This window comes from Natronorubrum marinum, assembly GCF_052040125.1.
In the GTDB taxonomy this organism is placed as follows: Archaea; Halobacteriota; Halobacteria; order Halobacteriales; family Natrialbaceae; genus Natronorubrum.
Genome location: NZ_JBPPFV010000003.1, coordinates 372,874 through 398,079, shown reverse-complemented (window position 1 = coordinate 398,079; position 25,206 = coordinate 372,874). Strand labels below are relative to the sequence as shown.

Below are 25,206 nucleotides of genomic sequence, written 5' to 3'. Positions count from 1 at the left end.
GAATCGGAGACAGGAATTGATAGAGAAGAACGAAGGAAGGTCGCGCTCGGTACGAGCGTCACGCGCTGACTTCGGCGACGGCTCTGGTTTCCCGCTCGCGAGGTGCCTCGAGTCGCACTGCACACTGTTTGAAGTTCGGTTCCTTCGAGCGCGGATCGACGTCCGGCAGGGTGAGGTCGTTGACCGCGGGGTGGTGAATCGGGAGCCAGACGACGCCGTCGGGGATCGACTCGTCGGCCTCGACGCGGGCCGTGACCGAGGCCCGGCGGGAGACGACCTGCGTGTACTCCGCGGCGTCGGCGACGCCGTCCGCATCCGTGGCCATCTCCCCCTCGACGAGTTCGTCGGCGAGCGCCGCGGCGGTCGCGGGGCTGACGCGTGCGATCGGTGGTTCGTCGTCGCGGGTGCGGACGCCCGTGTTGTACGCGTCCGGACGCCGCCCCGTCGTCAACGTCAGCGGGAACTGCTCGTCGGTCGGCTCCGGCAGCGGCCGAGCCTCACCCGTCGAGAACTGCGCGCGGCCGGACGGCGTGGGGAACGACCACGATTCGTCGGCCTCGGACGCACCGGTGCCAGCGTCCTCCGTCTCCGCATCCTCGTCGGCCAGCGGTCCCTCGTAGTAGCGGTAGCCGCCCGAAACGTCGGGTTCGGGAGCGGGCCACCGAACTCCGACTTCGGCCTCGAGACGTTCGTAGCCGATCCCCGAGAGATCGGCGGGCGTTCCCGCGGTCAGCGCCGCCAGTTCCTCGAACGTCGCTTTCGGCTCGAGCGGGGCCTCGAACAGGTCGGGGACGAGCCGGTCGGCAAGCTGGCCGATCAACTCGAGGTCAGTCTTGATTCCCGAGGGGGTGTCCGTCGCGGCACGCACGCGAGAGACGGTTCGTTCCATGTTGGTCGTCGTCCCCTCGGACTCGCCCCACGTTGCCGCCGGGAGAACGACGTCGGCGAGTTCGACCGTCTCGCTCCGGAACGCGTCCTGGACGACGAGGAAGGCGTCTTCAAGCTGGTCGCGGACCTGCGTCGTATCGGGCATGCCGGCGACGGGGTTGGTCGCGACCGCGTAGACGGCAGAGACGTCGTCGCCGATCGCGTCGACGATGCCGACCGGACCGGGGCCAGTGTCGTCCGGGAGTCGCGAGACGGGGACGTCCCAGGTGTCCGCGACCTCCTCGCGGTGGTCGGGATCGGTAAAGGGCCGCTGGCCGGGCCAACTCCCCTTCGACGAACAGACGCGGGTGCCCATCGAGTTCGCCTGCCCGGTCAGCGAGAACGGGCCGGAGCCGGGGCGGAGGTTGCCCGTTGCGAGACAGCAATCGATCAGCGCGCCCGAGGCTGCCGTCCCGTTGACGCTCTGGTTGATCCCCATTCCCCAGTAGATGAGCGTGGGATCCTCGAGCGCGTCGGCGATCCGGTCGACGTCCGTGAGGGAGACGCCGGCGGCTTCGGCGGCCGTCTCGCCGTCGGGGAGCTGGTCGCACAGTTCGTCGAAGCCGTCCGTCGCCTCGGCGACGAACGCCTCGTCGACGCGGTCGGTTTCGACGATGCGGGCGAGGACCGCGCGGGCGAGGTCGAGGTCACCGCCGGGTTCGACGGGGACGTGGTGGTCGGCGACCTCGCTGGTCTCGCTCGCGACGGGGTCGACCACGATCAGTTCGGAGTCGTCCTGTTGGGCCGAGTGATTTATCCACCGAAACATGACCGGATGGGCGGCCGCGGGGTTGGCTCCCCAGACGAGGTGCGTGTTCGCTTCGGGGATATCGTCGTAGGTCGGCGGCGGCGCGTCGCTCCCGAAGGCGTCGTAGTAGGCGGTGACGGCCGACGCCATACACAGCGTCGTGTTGGCGTCGTAGTACCGCGTGCCGAAGCCGCCGCGGGCGAGTTTGCCGAGTGCGTAGGCCGCTTCGTTAGTCTGCTGGCCGCTGCCGAGCACGGCAACGCTGTCCGGGCCGTCCTCGAGCGCCCCATCGAGCCCTTCCGCGGCGCGCTCGAGTGCGGTCTCCCAGGTCGTCGGAACCAGTTCGCCGTCCCGCCGGACGAGCGGCCGCGTTAGCCACTCGCCGCCTGGGTCGACGGTCTCGCTGATGCCGCGCTGGCAGGCGAGCCCGTTGTTGGTCGGATGGGCGGCGTCGCCGCGGACGACGTCGAGGCCGTACCCCTGCTCGACGGCTCGCTGAACGTGTCCGCAGCCGACCGCACAGCGCATACACGTCGTCGGGACGAGCTCCGTCACGGACGACACCTCCCGACCTCGAACCGCGCGGTGTGCGATTTACAAACACACCCAGCAGCAAAAATTTGACTCAACATCATGCACTCGTTCACGGAAATAGAAAACGTATACAACTACTAAACGGTGATCGTTTACAAACCACACATTTTGAGTCGATAAAGCGAGAATACCAGCAATCTACGGATGGATAGGAGGAATATAAGGACGTAGACGTATCGGACGGTGACGGTCGACCGAACGAGCGTCCACGCCTCACGAGACGGTTCGTCGGTCGGGGGGAACCGATAGCTGGCGTCAGAACCCGTCCGCTCGAGTCGAGCGAGACAACCGGACCGACGGCTCACGATCGAGCGTCGAATGCGACGCGACGAGAGATCGAACCGTCACTCCCGTCCGACCCACTTCAGGACCAACAGCGTCCCCTCGAACAGCAGGATCATGGTGAGCGCGACGAGGATGGGAGCCATCATCGTCGGATCCATGGTGAACATAATCGAGAGCCCGAAGAAGGCCGCCCAGAAGTACAGCCGTTTCTGGGCCAGCCAGCGGCGGGTCGTCACGCCCATCATGATCGCGAGCATGATGAACAGCGGAATCTGGAAGACGATCGCGAGGAAGCCCGTCAGCGTGATGACCAGGTTGAACGTCTCGCCGAGCGCGTACGCGATGTCCGCGCTGCCCTCGGCGTAGAACGTGAAGTACTGGAAGAGCACCGGCAACACGAGCACGTAGGAAAACAGCATTCCGAGCGCGGCGAGGACGACGCTCATCGGCACCGCCGCGAGGTAGTACTTGCGCTCGTGGGGGTAGAGCCCCGGTCGCATGAACAGGTAACACTGGTAGACGAACACCGGGAGCGCCACCATGATCCCGAGCAGCGCCGAGAACTTAATCCGGGTCAGCCACAGCTCGAGCGGGTGGTAGACGTGCGGCGGCGGCACCTCTTCGGCCGCGTACGGGAAGATATCCGTCCAGACGTAGCTGATCGCGTCCGAGGCGAACAGCAGCCCGATCGAGGTCCCGGCCGCGCCGACGAGTAAGACGACCGCGAACCGAAGCACCATCTCCTCGATGTGGTCGGCCAGCGGCATCTCCTCGTCGTCCGGCGGCGTCGAGATGCCGCCAACGTCGTCGTCCGGATCGGGGTAGGTGGGTTCGTCGATGCTGTCCGGACGATCGACGATACCCTCGCCGTCGGTTTCGACCGGCAGATCGGAGCCTCCATCGCGGTCGCTCTCGGAAGGCGGTTGCTCGTTATCCGTCTCCCGTGGCTCCGCGGCTTCGTCGACGGGGTCCACGCCATCCCTGTCGTCCACCGGCTCGTCCGACATCTATCGGAATATCAGACGGCCACCGGTTATAGGCCTTTTTCTTACGAACACTGCACGAGAGGGACAAGGTCTCGAAACCGGCAGTTATCGTTTCAGCACTCGAAAGGTTGATAACCGGATATCAGTTAGCCACAGGCAGTAAATGAGTTCTGCCGTCGGAGAGGATACGGCCAAAGCGATCAACACTGGCCGTGAGACGATCGGCGCAGTGTTGTCTGGCGCGCAGACGCATCTGCAGAAGGTGTTCATCGTCTTCACCATCGGCTTCGTCGGCTCCTTCTACGCGCTCCGAATATGGATCTGGGGCTTTCTCGAGGCGACGGCGAAAGCGGAGATGAACGAAACCGTCGCGGAGGCGACGCAGATCATTACTCGGACGCCGTTCGAGGTCATCCTGTTACAGGCGAAGATCGGCATGCTCGTCGGGATCATCATCTCGATTCCGGCGCTGCTGTACTTCTCCCGGGAAGCGCTCCGTGAGCGCGGTATCGATTCCGTCGTTCCGATTTCGAAGACGTACATGGCCGGCTTCGCGCTGACCTCGTTCGTGCTGTTCTGCATCGGCGTCTTCTACGCCTACGCGATCTTCTTCCCCTACGCGTTCGACTTCCTCGGGACCGTCGCCCACGACGCCGGTGTCAACCCCAGTTGGGGGATCACCGAGTTCACCGAGTTCATGGCCCTGCTGACGATTTCGTTCGGCCTCGCGGCGCAGCTGCCGCTGTTGATGAGCGTCCTTTCGTACACCGAAATCATCCCGTACGAGACGTTCCGCGACAAGTGGCGTCACGCGATCGTCGCGATCACGATTTTCGGCGCGATGTTCTCCCCGCCGGACCCGTTCACCCTGATCATGTGGGCGGTCCCTCTCGTCGCCCTCTACGCGTTCAGCCTCGGACTCGCGAAGGTCGTCGCCAACATCCGTCGGCGCGGCGCGGCCGAACTCGACACCGGCACTGCGCTGATGAAACGGCGAGTGCTCCAACTCGTCGGCGCGCTGACGGCCGTCACCGTGGCGATGGCCGCCTTCCTCAATCAGGACGGCTTTGGCTACCTCGAGGAGTCGGTCTACCCGCTCCTTCCGTCGGGCTTCAGACCGGAGGGAACGCTCGGCATCGAGTCGTTCGCGGCCGAATACGGCCTGCTCGGTGACGTCGCTGCCGGCGCCCTGCTGGCCCTCGGCATCGCCTTCCTCTGTCTCGTTATCTACACCGTACGGGTGCTTCAGGCGCCAGTGTACCCGCGAGAGGACGATATCAGGAGCGCAGAGGATCACGACGATATCGACTTCGAGACCCTCGCGGCCGAGGACATCGAGGAGGTCCCGACGCAGGTCTTCCTCGCGATGGACGAGGAGACGGCCCTCGAGTACTCCCGGCAGGCGATGTACGACGACAACCGGGACAAGGCGCAGGCCATCCTCGATCGGTACGACGGGCTCGAGGAACAACGGCAGGCGGACGCCGACGGAGCCAGCGACGCGAGTGGTGCGCCAGGGGCAACGAGCGGTGGCGGAACCGCATCCGCCGGCGAGGAAGAAGGGAGCGTGTTCTCGAGTACGGCCGCCGGGATGCTCGATCCCTTTACGGAAGACGAGACGACCGAGGAGGATATCGGCGGCTACGCCTACGACCTCGCGTTCATCGTCGACAGCCTGACCTCGAAGACGATCTACATCGTGGGCGTCTTCATGGCCGTCCTCGGCGGCACGTTCCTCGCGCTGTACCAGGGCGGGTTCGGTATCATCCTCGCCCAGTTCGTCGACCGCGTCCCGCCGGAGGTGTTAGAGGAGGTCACCGACGGAACGACTGCGACGGGCGAGGTGACGCCGGAGCTGATCGGCGAACTCGGATTAGTCATCGCCTTACACCCCGTCGAGGTGCTGATCTTCATGGTGAAGGTGAGCACGATTCTCGCCTTCATCGCCATCGCCCCGCTGGTCATGTACTGGGGCTGGCCGGCGGCCAGAGAGCGCGGTCTCGTCCGCGGCGACCCGCGGGTGTTCCTCGTCTGGGGCGGCGCGCTCTTCGCCGGCTTCGGCGTCGGGCTGTTCCTCGGCTTCTACTGGATCGCCCCGATGGTCATCTCGTATCTCATCACGGACGCCGTCCAGAACGGGATGGTCGTCACCTACCGGATCAACAGCTTCTCCTGGCTGGTGATCTACACCACCCTCGGCGTCGGCTTCCTGTTCAACATCATCGTCACGATGGCGCTGTTCCACATCGGCGGCATCGTCAGCTACCGGACGATGCTCGATCGCTGGCGACCGATCGTCGTCGGCATCTTTACGGCTGCCGCCTTCCTCAGCCCGAAGGGCATCCTCACGATGTTGCTGGTCGCGATTCCGATCGCCCTGACCTACATGCTGGGACTGGCCGTCCTCTACGTGCTCACCGGCGGCGGCCGGCTGTTCGGCGGTGGCGGCGGCAAGAGCGCCCCCGAACCGGAGCCGGACGCCGGCACGGCGGAGTGACGACGGGCCACAGCCGAGGGCTGCGAAGCGATTCCGACTCGAGATCGGTCGGAAATTCGCGTTCGGACGGATCGCACCGACACTCCTTGCGAGCGGTGTCCCAGCCACGGACCCTTAAGAACCCCTGTTCCCAACGATAAGGCGTATGCCAAAGATCAGCGTCGAAGTTCCCCAGGAACTCCTCGACGATCTCGACGGCCACGTCGGCGACGACGGCAAGTTCGTCAACCGCAGCGACGCGATCCGCGCCTCGATCCGGAAGACGCTCGACATCTTGGACGAGATCGACGAACGCCACGATCGACTCGAGGACGACGAACGCGACTAGAAATTACCATTGGCGGAAGCTATTATATGATGGTACGCGACTGTAGAGCCATGACCTCACCGGCAATCGAACGAGTGGGCGACTCCGACAGCCAGACCGTCGAGGTTCCGCTCACGACGACCACACAGCGCGCGCTCCACGAGGCGATCGGCCACTGCTACGACGAGCTCGCGATCAGTCACGAGGAGTGCGAGGACGGCGACAGTGATCTGCCCGACAACCTGTTCGCCCACCTCGAGGCGCTCTACGTCGCGACGGGAGACGAGGCGCTCTCGCAGTTCGAACTCACGTACGAACGCGCGGAGCGACGAGAACAGAAGTAGATCGGGGCTCCGATCCGACCGCTCGGCGCTCGCACGGACGACTGCACGTCAGTTTCGGAGCGACCGCGACCCGTCCCTGTAGTTCTCCGACAAACCGATACAGCAGACCGACTCAGTCGTCCTCGAGCGGCTCCGCGAACCCGAAGTTCGGTTTGACGTCCTCGACGCGAACGGTGACGACGTCGCCCTTCTCGGTCGACGGGACGAACAGTCGGTAGCCCTCGACGCTCGCAATGCCGTCGCCCTCGCTGCCGACGTCGACGATCTCGACCTCGAGTTCGTCGCCCGTCGCGACCGGGGCGGTGAGTCGCCCCTTCGCGATGAAGAAGACCTCGGAGGACTCCTCGCGGCTGGCTTTCGGCGACGTGACGCGAACGTACTGGAACTCGTCCTCGACGTCCGCCCGGAACTCGTCGACGTCCGGCCCCTCGAAAACCTTGACGACGAAGTTGCCGCCGGTGTCGAGCAGTTCGAGGGCGGTCTCGAACGCCTGTCGCGCGAGGTACAGCGACCGAGCCTGGTCGAGCGAATACTCGCCGGACATGTTAGGCGCCATGTCCGAGACGACGGCGTCGACTTTGCCGCCCGCGGCTTCGACGACCCGCTCGCGGGTTTTCTCCTCGGTCATGTCCCCGCGGAGGGTTTCGACCTGATCGACCAGGGCCGGATCCTCCAACTCCTTGATCCGCTGGAGGTCGACCCCGATGACGGTCCCCTGCGGGCCGACCTTTTCGGCGGCGACCTGCAGCCAGCCGCCGGGTGCGGCGCCGAGGTCGACGACCGTGTCTCGGCCCTCGATGACGTTCTCGAGGTCGTCGAGCTGTTTGAGCTTGTACGCGGCTCGACTGCGGTATCCCTGCTGTTTCGCTCGGTTGTAGTAGTCGTCCTTTCGGGTCATCTCTCGCTCACCGACGTTCCCGGTCCGCGTTGGCCGCACACCGCTGGCGAATTCGCGTTCATACGAGCGAAGACGGGGTCGACCCGGAAAGGCACATCGGATAGCGTCTCCGATGGTGAGCGCTCGGCTTCGGTCGCCGAACGCCGAGCTATCGAGTCGGTTTGCGTCGGCCGACAGCGGGCCACACCCGTACGTCGAGGGCGTCTCGAGCGTGGACGAAACCCGGTCGATCGAGCGCATTCTATCGCACACGGCACGCTACAGCAGGGCCGAACGGACGCCGATATCGGTAGCCGTGAAATAAATTCGCATGGTTTTCGAGACGGTCGCCGCCCGTTCCCGACGGCATCAGCCACCGGCATCCGCCGCCGTAATGGGATGTACCGTTCGTTGACAGCAGGCAACCGTCCACTCCCCCCATCGTCGTTCCGTTTAGTGGCACAATACAGGGAGCCGTCTACGGGTTCCGACGTTCGAACTATGGTATTAAAGCTGATAATAAAATAATCAAATTCGACATTTTTGTATGTCAGATAGGGAACTGATATTTCGAGATGAATCGGCTTTTCAGCCGGATTTCGCCAGGACGTTCCAAAGCAGTGTCGAAGCTAATATGCACTATCCCCCCAGAATAGGCCCGAAAAAAGCGGTAAGAGACACTATCTGGTTCGATAGATATCCACCCAGTTTCGATGTATTTCTCCGCCGCACATAACTCTCATTTTGGATACATTCACACCTTACAATAGCCATAACAAGGTGTCACGGAAGAAGGTATGCAAGTGCCACTAGCGGTGAGTATCAATGAAATGTTTGATCTTCAATAACACACCGGCTCACGTCCATCAATACAAACACGCCGTCCAGCGACTCGAGGACCGCGGTCACGACGTCCTCGTCTTCGCCAGAAGCGACGAATTTACCGAAGCGCTCCTTTCGTATCACGATCTCCCGTACGAAACCTACGGCAAACGAAGCGAGTCACTGCAGTCGCTTGCCTGGGAAATCCCGACGCACCTGTACAACATCGCCCGTCGCGTCCGGAAATTCGATCCGGACGTCATCTTCGGCAAGGGGCCGTACGCGGCGGCCGCCGGCATGCTATCCCGTACGCCGGCGATCGCCGTGCTGGATTCCGAGACGTCGTTCGATCACGTGATCGCCCGGCCGTTCGTTCGGGCGATTCTGACGCCGACCGCCTTCCGAAAGGACCTCGGGAGCAAACACTACAAGTTTTCGGGCGTCGCGGAGTCGGCCTACCTCCACCCCGACGTCTTCGAACCGAACCCGTCGATTCGGGACGATCTCGGCGTCGGGCCGGACGAACCCTACGCTATCGTTCGGTTCAACGCGTTCAACGGCCACCACGACGTCGGGAAGAAGGGGTTCTCGCTCGAGCAGCGACGACGACTCCTCTCGGAGCTCTCCGAACACGCGACCATCTTCGTCTCCGACGAGGGCGGCAAGCTCGACTTCGACGACCTCCCGGCGCGGCGGTTCGATCTCCATCCCGCGAAAATGCACGACGCGCTCGCGGCGGCCGATCTGCTGGTTGCGGACACCCAGACGATGGTCACCGAGGCCGCGCTGCTCGGCACGCCCGCGATCCGCTCGAACTCGTTCGTCGGCGAGGCGGACATGGGGAACTTCATCGAACTCGAGGACGCGGGCCTGATCAGGAACCTCGAGTCGTTCGACGCGGTCTTAGAGCAGTCACAGGAACTGCTCGCAGACGACTCGACGACCGACCGCTGGGAACGACGGCGGGACGAGTACGTCGCGGACATGGACAACCTGACGGAGCTGATCTGTAACATCGCGACCTCCTACGGCGACACGCAGCCGACGCAGCCGGCCAGAACGGTCACGGAGGTGAGCTGATGCGGGTCTGTTCGATCGTCGGCGCTCGACCCCAGTTCATCAAGGCCGCGGTCGTCTCGCGGGAGCTACGGGCCGTCGGCGAGGAGGTGTTAGTCCACACCGGCCAACACTACGACGAGGAGATGTCGGACGTCTTCTTCGACGAACTCGGCATTCCGGAGCCTGACTTCAATCTCGGCGTGAAATCGGACACCCACGGCCGCCAGACGGCGAAGATGATCGCCGAGATCGAACCCGTCGTCGAGGAGACCGAGCCGGACGTCATCCTGCTCTACGGCGACACGAACTCGACGCTCGCGGGAGCCATCGTCGGCTCGAAGTGCGATGTCGTCGTCGCTCACGTCGAAGCAGGGCTGCGCAGTCACAACCGGGAGATGCCCGAAGAGATCAACCGCGTGTTGACGGACCACGCCTCCGATCTCTGTTTCGCGCCGAGCGAACGGGCCGTCGACGCGCTCACGAACGAGGGGATCACCGAGAGCGTCTACTGGACCGGCGACGTGATGTACGACAGCATTCTCGAGGTCCGCGAGCGGGTCGCGGACCGATCGGACGTCCTCGACGACCTCGGACTCGAGGCGGGCGAGTTCATCCTCTCGACGGTCCACCGCCAGCACAATACGGACCACCGGGCGAACCTCGAGTCGATCCTCGACGCCCTGTCGGACGCGCCGTTGCCGGTCGTCTTCCCGGCCCATCCCCGAACGATCGACCGACTCGAGGAGTACGGCCTTCGGGAGCGAGCGGAAGACGCACTCGAGATCATCGAACCGCTAGGCTACCTCGACTTCGTCCGCCTGCTCGACACCGCCGAGCGCATCGCGACGGACTCCGGCGGGGTGCAGAAGGAGGCTTTCTTCCTCGAGACGCCCTGCGTGACCATGCGGGAGGAGACGGAGTGGACGGAAACCGTCGACGCCGGCTGGAACGAACTCGTCGGGGCTGACGGAGACGCCATTCGCGAGGCGCTGCGGGGCGATCGGACGCCCGAGGAGACGCCCGAACCGTACGGCGACGGGAAGGCCAGCCGTCGGATCGCGGACATCCTCCAGCGATACGTCGACACTGCCGAGTCGGAGTTGGCGGTCGAGCCGCTGGCGTCGGACTGACGGTGTCGGTCGAACGCGACGCGCGTGACCGCTGGACGGCTTCGCTCGAGGGAGGCGTATTCAGGGGCTACCCTTAGGCGGACGGTGGGAGTCCGAGTAGCCATGACCGACAGCCCCGACGTCGAACTGGTCGAGACGGAAGACGACTACATCCACGTTCGGTTTCGCGACCCCGATCGCTACGACGAGATCCGAACGCCCGACTGGGCGAAGGAACCGGCCGAGTCCGTCTCCGAGGGGAGCGAGGTCCGACCCGGCAGGCTCGAGGGCGAGGACGACTGGGAGGTGACCAGCGTGCTGATCGACGAGCACGTCGGCGAAGCGAAGGCCCGAGGAACAGGCCCTCGAGATCGTCGAGAAAATCGAGTCGTGAGAAGGAGACTCATCGTTCAGGTTGTGTTCGAGCGATCCGACTCCAGTCGGTTGGAACGCCGGGCCGGCAGTGTTCCCGCCGAGGTGTGGACGATCGACCGCAGGACGTGTCGTCACGGCTGACGAGGCGATCAGTCGGCTGACGGCTCCGGCTCCTGGGTCGCGGTCGGCTGTTGTTCGATTCGGTCGGCCCGCGTCCAGCCGAGATCGCGGTCGGTAAGGACGTCGAACAGGCACTTGATGTTGAGCGCGTCGTGGAACTGCTTGTATCCGACGACGAGCAGCGGCGCGTAGACCAGTAGCCGCCAGTCCTCGCCCTCGATCTGGATCCCCAGTGCGGCGATCAGGAAGACGATGCTCGTAAAGAAGACGAACACCGCGAGGACGGTGAGAACGTGGCCCGAGGCCACGAGCCAGCCGATGTACGCGAGAACCACGAAGCTCGCGAGCGGGAGGAAGAACATCTCGATCAGCCGGAACGGGAGCGCGATCCGGTTCAGGTAGCCGTAGGACGGATCGGTGACGACCGACCAGTGTTTGATGACGGTCATGTAGTTCCCGCGGTACCAGCGCAGTCGCTGGCTGTAGAGGTCGCGCCAGGTCGCCGGCGCCTCCGTGTAGACGCGAGCGTCGCTGACCGAGACGCGGTGACCCGTCCGGAGCACTTTCATCGTGACGTCGAAGTCCTCGGTGAGGGTATCCGGATCGTAGGCAAAGACCTCTTCTAAGACCTCGCGACGGTAGGCACCCAGACAGCCGGGGACGACCATCACGATCCCGAAATAGTCCAGCGCCCGGCGGTAGATGTTGACGCCGATGGTGTACTCGAGTTGTTGACAGCGCGTGACCAGCGAGTCGCGGTTCCAGATCGTGACGTTGCTCGCGACGGCGCCGATCCCCTCGTCGGCGCCGAACGGCGCGACGATATGCTTCAGTGCGTCGCGGTCGACGATGCTGTCCGCGTCGACGGTGACGATCACGTCACCGCTGGCGAACAGCAGGCCGTAGTTCAGCGCGGAGTACTTGCCGCCGTTCGCCTTGGTGACGACCGAGACCCGCTCGTACGCCCCAGCGTACGCGTTCGCCTCCGCGAACGTGTCGTCAGTGCTCCCGTCGTCGATCGCGACGATCTCGAGTAAGTCGGTCGGGTAGTCGGTGTTCAACAGCGACTGGATCGTCCGCCCGACGTAGCCTTCCTCGTTGTACGCGGGGATCAGGACGGTGACGCTCGGGTACGGCGGTTCGGGCTCGTACTTCGAGCGGCCGATCTGGTCGTGGAAGAGCGCGATGAACGCGATGAACCAGTAGTAGATGAAGATCAACACGACGGCTCCCAGGTGAACCAGCGCGATCGGTGATGGGACGAGCCAGCCCAGAGACACGATGACGGCGACGTAGCCGACCAGGCCGACCGCCAGCGCTCGCGCGCCGAACAGGCCGCCGTACTGTGGTGCGCGCTCGACGACGTAGTACGACCAGCCGAGATAGACGGCCAGCAGGCCGCCCAGAAGCGCGAGCGCGTAGAGCGTCCCGACGGACATGACATCGACGAGCAGCCCGAACGGCACCAGCGCCGAGAGAAATAGGGCGACCGACCGCCACTTGACGGCCCGAACGCCGCGCCCGATCATCCGCCAAAATGTGACCGCGACCGCAACCGTGGCCGAGACCGACTGCCCGACGTTCATCGGCTCACCTCGGCGATCGGCTCGAGGACGCGCCAGCCGTCGTCGGTCTCCTCGATCGCGCCGGTCTCGAGGCCGACTGAAAGCTGTTCGATCGTCATGAAGGCGACGTCGTCCTCGTCGTTCATGTGCTGGATCAGCGACTGGAGTTGGTCGAGTCGTTCCTCGGTCGTGAAGTACTGGTAGTGGAGCATGACGACGTGAATATCGCCGTTCGCGTGGGATTCGTCGAACGAGTCGGTCAGCGTCTCGAGGTCGTGGAAGGGGACCTCGTCCTCGTCGTCGCCCGACTCACCGTACGCGCTCCAGTCCTCGAACGCCTGCGTTTCGGAGACGTGAGTGAGACCGCCCGCCTCAAAGACGGCCGACTCGGGGGTGTCGTAGTACTGGTCGGTAAACCACTGGCCGCCGGAGACAGTCGTGTAGTTCGACTCGGCGAGCACCTCGACCGTCGTCGTGTCGTAGGTGTTCATCGGCGGGATGAACGTCGAGGACGGCGACTCGACGCAGTCGGCCAGCAGCGCCTCGCCGTCGGCCAGTCGCTCGCGTTGCTCATCGCGGGAGAGGTCGCCAAACTCGCTCCCGTCGTAGAAGTCGGTTTCCTGCTCGTGGGTGTAGCCGTGGAGAGCCATCTCGAACTGACCGGGCGCGTCCGCCTCGAGCGACCGCAGGTACGGACAGAGCTCGGGATCGTCGGTGAGCGTCGCCTCACCGGCCGTGTCGGGGATGATCCCGAGCGTGACCGGCACCTCCTCGTCGAGGAACACCTGGTTGACCGCGCGCAGTTCGTCCTGGTTGTACCACGGCTGAATGTCGTCGTTCCTGAAGACGACGATCGAGTCGTACTCCTCCCAGGAGCGGTCGACTGACGCCGGTTCGGCAGGTTCGCCTTCGAGCATCGGCGTCACCGACACCGCGCCGGTGATACCGGCGACGAGCACCATCACCACGAGAACGGTGCTGAAAAGCTGTCGCACCCGCTGAGATTCGGGGACCAACCGCGCTGGCACCCAGTTCAGATGGTCCTCGGACGACGGAAGCGTCGGGAACGTGACCGTCGGTAACGAGCCAGTGGATTCCGCGTCGGACGCGGATGACCGGTGGCCACAGTCGAGACAGCGATCGATCGTCTGGAGCGGCGACAACTCCCCGCCAGCCGCCGACCGACCGCACTTCTTACAGCCGTCGGAAAACGCCTCGAGTGAGGCGACATGCCCGCAGTCGTGTTCGACGATCCGATCGTCGGCGAACGACCGCGAGCCACAGTGCGGACAGGGAGTCGGGGGTTCGTCAGTCATTACCTACTGGGGGAGCGGTGACCATCAGTACTGACAGTTATCTGAAAGTGGCTGGGGCGCGTTACCTCGAGGTTACCAGCACCTCGAGACCCATCGGAGCGTCCCGTTTATCCTCGCGGCGCTAGTATGGACACGACAGCACGAGCGAGAGAGCAGAAGAAACATGACACAGACACCGAATCCGGCACAGACGATCGCGGGCTCGATCCTCGGCACGAAGTGGAAACCACGGTTGATCGTCGCGCTCGCCACCGAGGGCCGGCTGGGGTTCGGGGAGTGCAAGCGTAAGCTCGAGGGAATCTCGAACAAAGTGCTCTCGGACAACCTCGAGGACCTGCGGGAACACGGCGTCGTCTCGCGGGACGTCGTGCAGGAACAGCCCCGTCGCGTCGAGTACGAGCTTACCGCCGCCGGCCGAGAGCTGTACACGATCCTCGAGTCGATGGCCGACTGGGACGCGACCCACGTCGTGGGAACCGGGGCGCCGACGGTGTTGCTGGCCGACGATGAACGGCGACTGCTCGAGCTCTACTCGGTGTGGCTCGCGGCCGACTACGACGTCGTGACGGCCGCCGACGGTCGCGAGGCGCTGGCCCTGCTCGACGAGTCCGTCGACGTCGCGATCCTCGACCGGGCGATGCCGGGGCTCTCCGGCGAGGAAATCGTGGCTTCCGTCGCGAACGCCGGCCAGCGAACGCCGGTCGCAATTCTGACCTCGAAACAGGTATCGCCGGACGACGTCTCCATTCCGGCCGATCGGCTGTTACGAAAGCCGATCGCGAAAGCGGAGCTGATCGACGTGATCGAGGAACTGAACCGGCTCAACACCGTCGCGCCGGTCGCCCGTGACGTCGAGGCGCGCGCCCATCGGCTCGCGTTCCTCGAGACGCATCTCGGCTCGGCCGCTAAATCGACCGAGCCGTATCGACGGGCCAGAGCGGAACTAGACGCGCTCGAGACCCAACGGGCGGCGGCGACGGCGGCTCGTGAGCCGTGGCGACGCCTCCTCGAGCGCGAGGACGAATCGGAGTCGACGACGGACGACGACCGGAACTAGTGGTCACCCAGGCCTGAACTGCTGAGGAAAACATGCAGTAGCGTTCGATTTCGGTCAGTAGTCGACGCTTGGAGCGGGACCAGCGGTCTCTGCCGCCGACACGGAGCCAAGCTGTTTTTGAGACTCCACGTGGTGGGGATGCTATGACGACGAGAGCGGTCGACGGTCGGCGGGTGTTGCTCGTCGAGGACGACGATCTGCAGGCGCGGCTGTACCGAACGATGCTCCGCCAGCACACCGACTACTGGGGCGAGAGCCCGTCCGACGGATCGGACGAGCCGGCCGTCACCATCGAGACTGCCGAAACGCTCGAAGGCGGTCGAACGGCGCTCAAGGAGGCGTCCGAACCGTTCGCCCTCGTGTTGCTCGATCTGAACCTGCCGGATTCGAGCGGACTCGAGACGCTGAACGCGGTCCTCGAGGTCGTCACAGAGACGCCGGTCGTCGTGCTGACCGGCATGAACGACGCCACGATCGGCCGGGAAGCGGTCGAACGCGGGGCACAGGACTATCTGATGAAAGAGCACGTCACGCCCCGGTTGCTGTCCCAGACCGTCGCGTACGCCATCGAACGGCGCAGTCGAACCGGTGAACTCGAGCGTCAGCGCCGGGAGCTCGCGGTGTTACACTGGCTGGTCCGCCAGGAGATCAGAGACGACGCGACCATCGTCCTCGGGTGGGCGGCAGAGCTCGAGCCGTCCGGCCCCGAGGAGGAGCGAACCGTCTCGCGAATCGTCGAGGCGGGCGAACGAATCGTCGAACTCACCGAGTCCGTCGGCGCGACGGTACAGGCCCTCGAGGAGTCACAGCCGGCGCTGACGGCGGTGGACCTCAACTTCGTCCTCGAGGAAGAGATCGAGCGACTCGAGAGCCGGAACGAGTACGAGGTGACGCTCGACCGGCCTGACGGTGAGAGCCCGGTTCGGGCCGATCGGTTCCTCAATATCGTCGTCCGGAACTTGCTGCAGAGTGCGGTCGCCCCCGACGACGGAGCGGACGGCGAAATCCAGGTTTTCGTTCGGTTCGACCGCGACGCGGACCGGGCCGTCGAACTGGCGGTGTCCGACACCGACGCCGAACTCCCGCCGGCCGGTCGCGAACGGGTCGCCGACCGCGGCCACGCCGGAAACGGCTCCGACATCGGACTCTATCTCGTGCGAACGTTCGTCGACCGCTACGACGGTCGTCTGGAGATCGAGGAAGGGGGAGACGGCGAGTCGGGAACCACCATTCGAGTGCACCTTCGAGCCCCGACGTGATACGGACTACTGTACGTCATTTTCGGTGCAACCGCCATCATCCCCGCGGTCGCACCGATAAACCGGTACAGCAGCCCGTATGATCCAGGCGATCAATCGAATCCGATCCGAACCATCTCGCCCCACTCGGCGTTGCCGCGCAGGTACCGGACGAGCGCGATCCACGAGATCAGGGATTTCCACTGTCGATACGGGAAGTGCTCGAGCAAGGCGTAGCCGAGCAGGGCGGCGATGTCTCTGGGATTCCGATACCGTCGGAAACTGATCACCTCGTTCAGCACGCTCAGCCAGGAGAGCAGCGTCCCGATCCCGATCGCGATCGCCAGAAAGAGCACGAAGAAGGGGGCGTTCAACACGCCGAGGATGAACGCGATCGGGACGATGACGTACCCGACCCCCTCGATGAGCGGCCCGATCGCCTCGACGAGCAGAAAAAAGGGCAGGGCAAACAGCCCGATCATGCCGTACTCCCGGCGCCCGATCATCGACCGGTGGAGCCACAGCGTCTCGAGCAGCCCCTGGAACCAGCGCATCCGCTGGGCGCCGAGGACCTGCCGCGACGTGGGAACTTCGGTCCAGACGACGGGGTAGGGGACGAACTCGATTCGGTAGTCGGTATCGGCGTAATGGCGGTGGAGTCGGACGATGAGCTCCATATCCTCGGTGATCGTCTCCGTCGAGTAGCCGCCGATCTCGCGGACGGCGCTCGTTCGGAAGAGTCCGAACGCCCCGGAGATGATCAGCAGGCCCCCGAGGCCGGAGAGTCCGATGCGACCGGAGAGGAACGCGCGGAGGTACTCGATGACCTGAATGTTTGCCAGCCGATTCTTCGAGAGTCCGACGTCGGTAATGATGCCTCGAGAGGTCTCGCAGCCGTTGACGACGCGGACCGCTCCGCCCGTCGCAAGCGTTTTCGTCGGGTGTTGGAGGAACGGTTCGGCGACCTCGAGCAGCGCGGTTCGTTCGACCATGCTGTCGGCGTCGATGGCGCAAAACAGCGGCTGGTCGGTGAAGAAGATGCCGGCGTTGAGCGCGTCTGCTTTCCCCCCGTTTTCTTTGTCGATCACGAAGAGGTTGCGATCGGTCGACTGATAGACGTCGCGAACCGTCTCGCAGGGGAGATCAAACGGGACCGAAGCATCGACGCGGTCGAGATCGAAATCGTTCGTGACCGCCTCGAGCGTGCCGTCTTTCGAACCGTCGTTGACAACGATCACCTCGACGTTAGGGTACTCGATGTTGAGCAGCGAGCGAACGGATTCGACGATGACCGCGTCCTCGTTGTACGCCGGGACGACGATGGCGATGCCCGGCAGGAACGGGGAACTGTACGGATCGTACGTGGGCTTGAACAGCCAGTTACGGATGTTCCACCGGAGGACGACGAACGAGACGAGATGGATGAAGAGATAGCTGCCGTTAACGAGGGCGAAGTAGCCCACGAAAAAGAGGCTGACCAGCCACAACAGGTCGGCTACGACCATCCGACGGCGGCCCTCCGTGGTGGATTGTACTCGGCTCGCGCCCACTCGATCGCCGCGGCCGCGTCCTCGGCCGATTCGGTTTCGGGGTTGATGTCGATCGCCGACGGCAGCGCCGCACCGGCTTTGGTGAGCGTCCGCGCCGCGGTCAGCCGACAGCGCTCGTTCGGATCCGTCACGACGGCGTACTGGAGCCACTCGATCGAGGAGCGATCACCCCACCGCCCGAGCAGGTCGTAACACGCCGTCCGAACCCCCGGATCGGAGTCCGAGAGCGCCCCTTCGACGTCGACGCGGGCGCGAATCTCCGGACTCCAGCCCTGTCGTTCGAACGCGGCGAGCGCGGCGGCCCGAACCTGCGGTGAGTCGTGTTCGAGCAGTTCTCCGAGCCACTCGAGGAGGTCGGATCGGCGCTCGAGGCGGCAGTGTGCGAGCACGAGCAGCGACTGCAACAGCAGTTCCTCGTCCCACCACTCGCCGTCGATGATGAGCTTCGACGTCAGCGCCGAGGCGTCGACCCGATTGAGTCGGTACAGTGTATCGAGACCGAACACTGACAGCCGCTCGTCGTTACGAAAGCAGAGCAGCGACGTCCCGTCGTCCGCGGCGGTCTCGCCCTCGCAAACGAGGAGCAGCCGTGCAGCGGCCGCACGCGTCGTGGAGTGGTCGAGACAGGTCGCACGCAGCCGATCGGTCGACACCGGTCGCTCGAGCAGGCTCAACCAGATGAGCCCGCGGAGTCGCCGCGTGAGTCGCCACGAATCGAGCGAGCGATCCGCCCGGTCGTCGATGCCCACCGCGGTCGCGAGCGACAGCAATTGCTGGCGTTCGTGGCCGCGAAGCCGGCGGAGGTACTGGGAGACCACGTCCCGGATAACGAACCGCTCGAGTCGGGAGTGACTCTCGTACCAGCCAGCCCAGTCGGGGTCGGGTTGCTCGAGACGGGCGAACAGTTCCGGCATCAGTTCCGCACGAATCGCCTCGCGGCGCTGGTCGAGCCAGAAGCGGATCACCGAGAGGAAAAGGGTGACCGCGGCGACGAAGAGACAGATGGCGGCGACGGCGGCGGCCGCGACGAGCAGTGGCGACACCATCAGAGGAGTCGGTTGAGTCTGGCGACCACTTCCGAGGGGCTGAACGGTTTCACGATGTAGTCGTCGGCCCCGAGTTCGAACCCCTGGATGACGTCGTCCTCGAGCCCTCGGCCAGTGATGAGGATCACCGGCAGCCCGTCGTACCGCTCCGCTCGTTGGAGTCGACGGAGCACGCCGAACCCGTCGGTGCCGGGGAGCATGACGTCGAGCAACATCGCGTCCGGAAGCTCGTCGGTCTCCTCGAGATACGACCAACAGTCGTCGCCGTCGTCGATCACGGTGACCCCGTATTCCGCGATTTCGAGCCGGTAGGAGAGGATCTCCGAGATCTGTTCGTCGTCCTCGACGACGAGTACGTGTCCGCTCATGATTCGGCCTCCGGATCGATCGCGAGGAGGAGCTCGCCGGCCAGTTCGAGGGCGGTGATCGGCCGACGAACGAAGCGCTGGGAGCCACAGACCGGCAGCCAATCGTCGGCCTTCGGCGTCGGACCGACGACGACGGGGAGCGGAAGCGACGTCTCGGGCGTCCGCAACGAACGCAGCGTCGCGTCGTCGATCGCGTCGACGCCGTCGGCGGAGAGGAAGACACAATCGATCCCGTCCCGATCGGCGTACGACCGGAGTTCCGAGACCGACACGGTGTCGACCGTACAGCCGACCGCCTCGAGCGTCTCCGCCATCGAACGGCGCTCGGCCGCGTCGTCGTCCACCGTCGCGACGACGACCCGAGGCTCGTCGTCCGGATCAAGGTGGATCGACGCGAGGACGTCGGCGACCGTCTCCGTCGACGCCCGCGGCGAGAGCAGTCCCGAGACGCCGAGAACCGGCGCCGGAATCGACTCGTCGTCGACGACCGAGAGCAACGCGATCGACGTCTCTGCCTCGAGTCGGTCGAACAGGGCTGCGAGGCTCTCGATCGACGGCTCCGGTAAGGCGTGCCAGTCGAGGACGACGTGTCGGGCAGCGTCGGCCCCGTCGGCCGACGATCGAACGTCGTCGACGCTCGAGACGACCGTCGGAACATATCCCGACTGCTCGAGTTGGTCGACGAGGACGTCGGCGAACGAGCCCGACTCGAGGACGAGGTCGATCGACGCCGATCGGTCGGGGTCATCGACGCTCGGCGTGGGTGCAGCCACGTCGCCGTCCGCGTCGGGCTCCAGCGTCGGTTCGACGGTCTCCGGATCGTGGGCGACGAGCGACGAGAGTTCGTTCGACGCGGCGAGGATCGTCTCGACGGACTCACGCTGGTCGGCTGTCAACGAGTCCTCGGGGTCTTCGAGCATGGTTTCAGCGGTCGCGTGAACCACGGCCAGTCTGCGGCGGAGTTCGTACTGAAACGCCGCCTCGGCGTCGGTCGGTTCGGAAGTCACAGATGGCCATAGTAACACCGCCCGATCGTATAAATCACCACCCCGAAACGGGGACGATAACGCGCGGTCTCCGTCTCAGGGCCGAACGGACACTCGATCGGTCGTCGTCCGCCGACGACTCTCCACCGATTCGATTCCGCTTTCGCACCATACGTTCAAGCGTGCTGGCACCGTACGAATCGTATGGCAGTACCGACCGGCCGCCCGATCCGCGTCCTCTGCGTGGACGACGACGCCGCCTTGCTCGGGCTTACGGCCGCGGTTCTCGAGAAGACGACTGACTCACTAGTCGTCGACACCGAGGAGGTGCCCGAAAGCGCCCTCGAGCGGATTCACGATCAGCGGTACGACTGTATCGTGACGGACTACGAGATGCCGACGATGAACGGCATCGAACTGTTAGAGGCCGTCCGCGAACTCGACGAAAACCTCCCGGTGATCCTGTTTACCGGCTCCGGCTCCGAGGCGGTCGCGAGCGAGGCAATTACGGCGGGCGTAACCGACTACCTCAGGAAGGGGGGCGGAACGAACCAGTACGAACTCCTCGCGAACCAGATCACGAACGCCGTCTCGGGGTACCGGAACCACCGGGAACTCGAGTGCAAGAACTCGGCGATGGACGAGGCCCCGGTCGGAATCACGATCACCGATCCCTCGAAGGCGGACAATCCGATCGTCTACGCGAACCGAACGTTCACCGAGTTAACCGGGTACACGCAGTCGGCTATCATCGGCCGCAACTGTCGGTTTCTGCAGGGAGAGCGGACGCGACAGGAACCCGTCGACGAGATGCGGGCGGCGATCGACGCCCGGAAACCGGTTTCCGTCGACGTCCGGAACTACCGGCGCGACGGGACGATGTTCTGGAACGAGGTGACGATCGCACCGATCGGTGGCAACGGGGAGTCAGGCCTGCACTTCGTCGGCTTCCAGACGGACGTGACGCGTCGAAAGCTTGCCGAAGAGCGACTCAATCGGCAGAACGATCTGCTTAACGAGTTCGCGAGCACCGTCTCTCACGATCTCCGCGGACCGCTCGTCATTGCGACCGGCTACCTCGAGCTAGTCCGGGAACAGATCGACGACGACGTTCCGTATCTCGATGACGTCCAAGCGGCCCACGAGCGGATGGGGACGTTGATCGACGACATGCTGTCGCTGGCCCGAGCGGGGACCGTCGCCACCGAAACTGCATCCGTCTCGCTGGCTGCGATCGCCGACACCGCCTGGAACACGAGTTCACACGTCGATTCAACCCTCGAGATCGAGGTCGACGAGCGGACGACGCTCCGCGCCGACGAAACCCGTCTCGTCCAACTGCTCGAGAACCTCTTCGGGAACTCGCTCGTTCACGGAACGACCGGGGGGCGCGACGGTGAGAAACCGACGGTAACCGTGACCGTCGGGACGCTCGAGGACGGGTTCTTCGTCGAAGACGACGGTTCCGGGGTTCCGGCGACGGACCGGGACGTGATCTTCGAGCCGGGGTATACGACCGGCGAGGGAACCGGTCTCGGCTTGCGAATCGTCAAGGATATCGTCGACGCCCACGGCTGGGACGTCTCGATCGGCGAGGGATCGACGGGCGGTGCCCGGTTCGAGATCACCGGCGTCGAGTCCGACTGAGACGGTCTGCTGTACCGATGTACCGGTACAACGTGACCGCCCTCCGACTGTGCCGGAACTGACGAACAGCGCTCCGTCCGATCGGTATCGCCGCGGATCACGACCGGTACGATCACAGGACGGTGACGCTCTTTGCCAAGTTCCGCGGCTTGTCGATCGGTCGATCCAGCGCGTCGGCCAGCCAGTAGGCGACCAGTTGGAGCTGAACGTTCGCGACGATCGGCATCACCGCCGGATGCGTCTCGGGAACCTCGAGGACGTAGTCGGCGTGGCTGCCGACCGTCTCCGGCGAATCGGTCACCGCGACGACCGGCGCCCCGCGGGCCTGTACCTCCGTCACGTTTCCGATCGTCGCCGCCGTCTTCTCCCGGCCCGAGACGATCGCGAACACCGGCGTCGCCTCCGTAACCAGCGCCAGCGGCCCGTGTTTCAACTCGCCAGCCGGGAACCCCTCGGCGTGTCGGTACGTGATCTCTTTGAGCTTCAACGCCCCCTCGAGCGCGACCGGTGCGTTGTACCCCCGACCGATGAAGAAGTAGGCGTCGGACTCGAGGAATTCCTCGGCGACGGATTGGGCGTTCGAATCGTCGAGTACGGACTGAATGTGATCGGGGAGCCGACGGAGTTCGCGAAGGTGTTCTCGCGACGCGGAAATGGAGGGATCGGCGGTCTCGGCCAGCGCGGTCGCGAGCAGCGAGAGGGTGACCTGCTGGGAGGCGAACGACTTCGTCGCGGCGACGCTGATCTCCGGGCCCGCGCGGATGTAGAGCACGTGGTCGCACTCCCGCGCCGCGGAGCTGGCGACGACGTTGGTCAGCGCGAGCGTCGTGGCACCGGCGCGGTTCGCGCCGCGGAGCGCGCGCATCGTGTCGGCCGTCTCGCCGCTCTGGGTGACGCCGACGACGAGCGTCTCCTCGCCGACGGGCAGCTCGGCGGCGTCGTACTCGCTCGCGACGAACGTCTGGGCGGGAATTCCGCGACGCTGGAGCAAGCGCTCGCCGAACAGTCCCGCGTGGTAGGACGTTCCACAGGCGACGAACTGGACCGCAGAGGGCGTCTCGGTCCCCTCGAGTTCGGGCAACGAGACGGTAGCGCCCAGCTCTTCGATGCGACCGCGCAGGCAGTCCCGGATGGCTCGGGGCTGTTCGGTGATCTCCTTTCGCATGTAGTGGTTGTAGCCGCTCTTGCCGGCATCCTCCGGATCCCAGTCGATCGTCTCGATCGACTTCTCGACGACGGTGCCCGACGCGTCGGAAACCGTCACCGACGAGGGCGAGACCGCGGCGAACTCGCCGTCCTCGAGGTAGAGGACCTTGTTCGTGTACTCGATGAACGCGGGAACGTCGCTCGCGAGGAAGTTGCCGTCTTCGCCGAGCCCCAGAACGAGCGGCGACTCGTGTCGGGCGACGAAGATCGTCTCGCAGCCGGGAAACACCGCCGCGATCGCGTAGCTTCCCTCGAGTTGGGCGATCGCCGCGCGAAACGCCGCAAACCGGTCGGCTCCCTCTGAGCGCTCTCGATCGATGAGGTGGGGAACGACCTCGGTGTCGGTATCGCTCCGGAACTCGTAGCCGACCGCCGACAGCTCCTCGCGGAGTTCGCGGTAGTTCTCGATGATCCCGTTGTGAACGACGGCGACCGAACCGTTGGGACTCGTGTGCGGGTGGGCGTTGACGTCCGACGGCGGACCGTGCGTGCTCCAGCGCGTGTGGCCGATTCCGGTCGGGCCGTCGAAGCCGTCGACGGCGTCGACGGCGTTGCTCCCGATCCAGCTCTCCGAACCCGCGCTCTCGTCGGACCCCGTATCGTCGTCGACGAGCGCCCGCTCGAGTTCCGAGAGCTCACCCTGGCGTTTTTCGACCGCGAGCGGCGCGTTCGCCACCGCGATGCCGGCCGAGTCGTAGCCGCGGTACTCGAGGTTCGATAAGCCGTGAAGGAGTCGCTCGAGGACGGTGTCGTCCGACTCACCGCCGGCGTAGCCGATGATTCCGCACATCAGGAACGCACCTCGGTTTCGTCCTCGATCCGACCACGGACCGTCGTACCGGCGGCGATCGTCGCGGTGGCCCCGACGATGGTCCCCGGGACGTACGTCACGCCGCCGCGGTCGGTGACCCGATCGGCGAGTAAGACCCCGATCGGCACGTCCTCGAAGAACCGGTCGCCGACGCGAACGTCCCCAGGACCGCCCGGAACGACGGACGCGTGGCCGACGTTGACACCGATGCCGGTCACGCAGTCGACGACCGTCGCGTTGTCGCCGAGACGGCTGTCGGCGTCGATCACGCTCCGCTCGACGACGGCGTTCGAGCCGACGGTCGCGTTCTCGCCGAGGCAGGTGTGTGGGCCGACGACCGCCCCGGGACCGACCTCGCAGTCGCGGTCGATCACCACCGGCGAGCGGATCGTCGCCGAGTCGTGGACGGTCGCGGACGGGGCGACCTCGTCACCGATCACGCCGGTGTCGAACAGCACATTCGAGAGATCGAGCAGATCCCACGGGTAGGTCGCGTCGAGCCAGTAGCTGTCCGAGACGGTGCCGCGAACCGTCTCGCCGTCTTCGATCAGCGTCGTGACCGCGTCGACCAGCGACGATTCGCCGTCGGTCGGCTCCGTTCGACGGATCGCGTCGAAGATCGACGGCTCGACGGCGTAGACACCGGCGTTGAGTTTGTACGCCCGCTTGTCCTGTGGCTTTTCGACCAGCTCCGAGACGGTGTCGTCGTCCTCGAGGATCGCGCCGCCGTACTCGCCGATCTCCTGTCGCCTGACGAGACCGATCGTTGCGGCGGCGTCGCCGTCGTGCGTAGCGATAACGTCGTCGATAAGTCGGCTGTCCACGAGCTGGTCGCCATTGACGACGAGGGTCGTCCCGTCGACGACCGACGACACGGTGCGGAGGGCGTGGCCGGTTCCGAGCTGTCGATCCTGCCGAACGTATGTGAGTTCGGCCTCCCGATAGCTCGAGCCGAAGTAGGACCGAATTCGGTCGCCACGGTAGCCGACGACGACCGTGATCGAGTCGATTCCAGCCTCGATCAACTGATCGAAGACGTGCTCGAGGATGGGCCTCGTTCCCGCCGGGAGCATCGGTTTGGGTCGATTCCGAGTCAACGGCCTGAGCCGGGTCCCCTCACCCGCCGCGAGGACGACCGCAGAAGGAAAACTCATACCGAACGGGAGATATCCCAGTATTTCGTTTGTGTCACCTTACGACACGATAACGATCGACGTACCGGACCCAGCGGGGGATCGCTCCGAAACGACCCCCAACGCCAGCCTCCGTTTCAGCGACAAACTCGAGGTTTCAATGCGGCGGTACTCGCCGCTTTGCCCGTGTCGCGCTCGCGCGTAAAGGGTGGCTTTTTATGGCAACCGTCCGT

General features: G+C 64.9%; 19 protein-coding genes and 1 pseudogene. 9 read left to right on the top strand and 11 right to left on the bottom strand.

Features of this window, described 5'->3' with window-relative positions; all coding sequences use genetic code 11:
• Positions 1–58 precede the first annotated feature (58 nt).
• Together nasA and tatC are read right to left on the bottom strand one after the other, a co-directional pair.
• Entirely contained in the window at positions 59–2,230 is a 2,172-nt protein-coding gene (gene nasA, locus ACSFC5_RS18195) for an assimilatory nitrate reductase NasA (RefSeq protein ID WP_440766659.1), read from the bottom strand.
• Positions 2,231–2,613: 383 nt separating this feature from the next.
• Positions 2,614–3,561: a twin-arginine translocase subunit TatC gene (tatC, locus tag ACSFC5_RS18190; protein WP_440766658.1), complete on the bottom strand. Its 948-nt coding sequence runs from the start codon at positions 3,559–3,561 to the stop codon at positions 2,614–2,616.
• A gap of 142 nt (positions 3,562–3,703) precedes the next feature.
• Between tatC and ACSFC5_RS18185 the strand changes: the two genes are divergently transcribed.
• The 3 genes from ACSFC5_RS18185 (at position 3,704) to ACSFC5_RS18175 (ending at position 6,688) form a co-directional block, all read left to right on the top strand.
• Positions 3,704–6,037, top strand: coding sequence for a twin-arginine translocase subunit TatC (locus ACSFC5_RS18185; protein WP_440766657.1), 2,334 nt, complete (start codon positions 3,704–3,706; stop codon positions 6,035–6,037).
• A 145-nt stretch (positions 6,038–6,182) separates the two neighbouring features.
• On the top strand, positions 6,183–6,365 hold the full coding sequence (locus ACSFC5_RS18180; RefSeq protein WP_440766656.1) for a ribbon-helix-helix domain-containing protein: 183 nt from the start codon (positions 6,183–6,185) through the stop codon (positions 6,363–6,365).
• A gap of 50 nt (positions 6,366–6,415) precedes the next feature.
• Positions 6,416–6,688 carry a hypothetical protein gene (locus ACSFC5_RS18175; RefSeq protein WP_440766655.1) on the top strand — a complete coding sequence of 91 codons (273 nt, stop codon included), beginning with the start codon at positions 6,416–6,418 and terminating at the stop codon, positions 6,686–6,688.
• Between the two features lie 112 nt (positions 6,689–6,800).
• Here the strand turns inward: ACSFC5_RS18175 and ACSFC5_RS18170 are convergent, their stop codons facing one another.
• Complete coding sequence (locus tag ACSFC5_RS18170; protein ID WP_440766654.1) at positions 6,801–7,586, bottom strand: 23S rRNA (uridine(2552)-2'-O)-methyltransferase; 786 nt, start codon at positions 7,584–7,586, stop codon at positions 6,801–6,803.
• 804 nt (positions 7,587–8,390) lie between these two features.
• Between ACSFC5_RS18170 and ACSFC5_RS18165 the strand changes: the two genes are divergently transcribed.
• The 3 genes and pseudogenes from ACSFC5_RS18165 (at position 8,391) to ACSFC5_RS18155 (ending at position 10,949) form a co-directional block, all read left to right on the top strand.
• Complete coding sequence (locus ACSFC5_RS18165) at positions 8,391–9,467, top strand: DUF354 domain-containing protein (RefSeq protein ID WP_440766653.1); 1,077 nt, start codon at positions 8,391–8,393, stop codon at positions 9,465–9,467.
• Positions 9,467–10,576, top strand: coding sequence for a non-hydrolyzing UDP-N-acetylglucosamine 2-epimerase (gene wecB / locus ACSFC5_RS18160; RefSeq protein WP_440766652.1), 1,110 nt, complete (start codon positions 9,467–9,469; stop codon positions 10,574–10,576). The genes ACSFC5_RS18165 and wecB overlap by 1 nt, the downstream gene beginning before the upstream one ends.
• 102 nt (positions 10,577–10,678) lie before the next feature.
• Positions 10,679–10,949, top strand: a pseudogene (locus ACSFC5_RS18155) (hypothetical protein).
• Positions 10,950–11,079: 130 nt separating this feature from the next.
• Here ACSFC5_RS18155 and ACSFC5_RS18150 read toward each other — a convergent pair.
• Both ACSFC5_RS18150 and ACSFC5_RS18145 read right to left on the bottom strand, forming a co-directional pair.
• Complete coding sequence (locus ACSFC5_RS18150) at positions 11,080–12,579, bottom strand: glycosyltransferase family 2 protein (protein ID WP_440766985.1); 1,500 nt, start codon at positions 12,577–12,579, stop codon at positions 11,080–11,082.
• A gap of 53 nt (positions 12,580–12,632) precedes the next feature.
• Positions 12,633–13,931: a DUF2334 domain-containing protein gene (locus ACSFC5_RS18145; RefSeq protein WP_440766651.1), complete on the bottom strand. Its 1,299-nt coding sequence runs from the start codon at positions 13,929–13,931 to the stop codon at positions 12,633–12,635.
• Positions 13,932–14,094: 163 nt separating this feature from the next.
• Here ACSFC5_RS18145 and ACSFC5_RS18140 point away from each other — a divergent pair, with 163 nt between their 5' ends.
• Both ACSFC5_RS18140 and ACSFC5_RS18135 read left to right on the top strand, forming a co-directional pair.
• The gene (locus ACSFC5_RS18140) at positions 14,095–14,988 is read left to right on the top strand and encodes a winged helix-turn-helix transcriptional regulator (RefSeq protein ID WP_440766650.1); all 894 of its coding nucleotides are present in this window, start codon (positions 14,095–14,097) and stop codon (positions 14,986–14,988) included.
• A 143-nt stretch (positions 14,989–15,131) separates the two neighbouring features.
• The gene (locus tag ACSFC5_RS18135; RefSeq protein ID WP_440766649.1) at positions 15,132–16,247 is read left to right on the top strand and encodes an ATP-binding response regulator; all 1,116 of its coding nucleotides are present in this window, start codon (positions 15,132–15,134) and stop codon (positions 16,245–16,247) included.
• A 92-nt stretch (positions 16,248–16,339) separates the two neighbouring features.
• On the opposite strand, the gene ACSFC5_RS18130 is transcribed toward ACSFC5_RS18135, so the two are convergent.
• From ACSFC5_RS18130 to ACSFC5_RS18115, 4 genes are read right to left on the bottom strand one after another with little or no spacing between them, the layout of a single operon-like run.
• Positions 16,340–17,731: a glycosyltransferase family 2 protein gene (locus tag ACSFC5_RS18130; protein WP_440766648.1), complete on the bottom strand. Its 1,392-nt coding sequence runs from the start codon at positions 17,729–17,731 to the stop codon at positions 16,340–16,342.
• Positions 17,722–18,822 (bottom strand): HEAT repeat domain-containing protein, encoded by a 1,101-nt coding sequence (locus ACSFC5_RS18125; protein WP_440766647.1) that lies wholly within the window; start codon positions 18,820–18,822, stop codon positions 17,722–17,724. The genes ACSFC5_RS18130 and ACSFC5_RS18125 overlap by 10 nt, the downstream gene beginning before the upstream one ends.
• Positions 18,822–19,190 carry a response regulator transcription factor gene (locus ACSFC5_RS18120; RefSeq protein WP_440766646.1) on the bottom strand — a complete coding sequence of 123 codons (369 nt, stop codon included), beginning with the start codon at positions 19,188–19,190 and terminating at the stop codon, positions 18,822–18,824. The genes ACSFC5_RS18125 and ACSFC5_RS18120 overlap by 1 nt, the downstream gene beginning before the upstream one ends.
• Positions 19,187–20,197: a hypothetical protein gene (locus ACSFC5_RS18115; RefSeq protein WP_440766645.1), complete on the bottom strand. Its 1,011-nt coding sequence runs from the start codon at positions 20,195–20,197 to the stop codon at positions 19,187–19,189. The genes ACSFC5_RS18120 and ACSFC5_RS18115 overlap by 4 nt, the downstream gene beginning before the upstream one ends.
• Positions 20,198–20,380: 183 nt before the next feature.
• On the opposite strand from ACSFC5_RS18115, the gene ACSFC5_RS18110 reads away from it, so the two are divergent.
• Positions 20,381–21,823 carry a response regulator gene (locus ACSFC5_RS18110; RefSeq protein WP_440766644.1) on the top strand — a complete coding sequence of 481 codons (1,443 nt, stop codon included), beginning with the start codon at positions 20,381–20,383 and terminating at the stop codon, positions 21,821–21,823.
• Positions 21,824–21,935: 112 nt separating this feature from the next.
• Here the strand turns inward: ACSFC5_RS18110 and glmS are convergent, their stop codons facing one another.
• Positions 21,936–23,819, bottom strand: a complete 1,884-nt coding sequence (gene glmS, locus ACSFC5_RS18105) for a glutamine--fructose-6-phosphate transaminase (isomerizing) (protein ID WP_440766643.1) — start codon at positions 23,817–23,819, stop codon at positions 21,936–21,938.
• Positions 23,819–24,994 (bottom strand): sugar phosphate nucleotidyltransferase, encoded by a 1,176-nt coding sequence (locus tag ACSFC5_RS18100; protein ID WP_440766642.1) that lies wholly within the window; start codon positions 24,992–24,994, stop codon positions 23,819–23,821. The genes glmS and ACSFC5_RS18100 overlap by 1 nt, the downstream gene beginning before the upstream one ends.
• Between the last annotated feature and the right edge of the window lie 212 nt (positions 24,995–25,206).